This window comes from Filobacillus milosensis (genome assembly GCF_004402015.1).
GTDB classification, from domain to species: Bacteria; Bacillota; Bacilli; order Bacillales; family Alkalibacillaceae; genus Filobacillus; species Filobacillus milosensis.
Genome location: NZ_SOPW01000081.1, coordinates 1 through 302, shown reverse-complemented (window position 1 = coordinate 302; position 302 = coordinate 1). Strand labels below are relative to the sequence as shown.

The following is a 302-nucleotide window of genomic DNA, read 5'->3' as shown; positions in this document are numbered from 1 at the left end:
GCTCCCGTATCCTCATGGGGTGGACGACCTCCTGATCTGGCTCCTCGACACCGTGCAGTCGGTCGATCCGGTCGCTCGCACCCTGATCGCCGGACTCGCTGTCATGCTCGAGACGAGCATCCTGATCGGGCTCATCGTTCCCGGTGACACGATCGTGATCATCGCCTCGATGGGGGTGGCGACTCCCCTGGAGGGCATCGCGATGGGCGTCGCGGTCGTGATCGGCGCCTTGATCGGCGAGAGCATCGGATTCTGGCTCGGGCGCTGGCTGGGACCCCACATCCGTGTGTCCTGGCTGGGAC

General features: G+C 65.9%; 1 protein-coding gene. It reads left to right on the top strand.

Going from position 1 to position 302, the window contains the following annotated elements; translation table 11 throughout:
• A partial coding sequence (locus tag E3U55_RS17655) for a DedA family protein (protein WP_407644128.1) occupies positions 1 to 302 on the top strand: 302 nt, incomplete at both ends.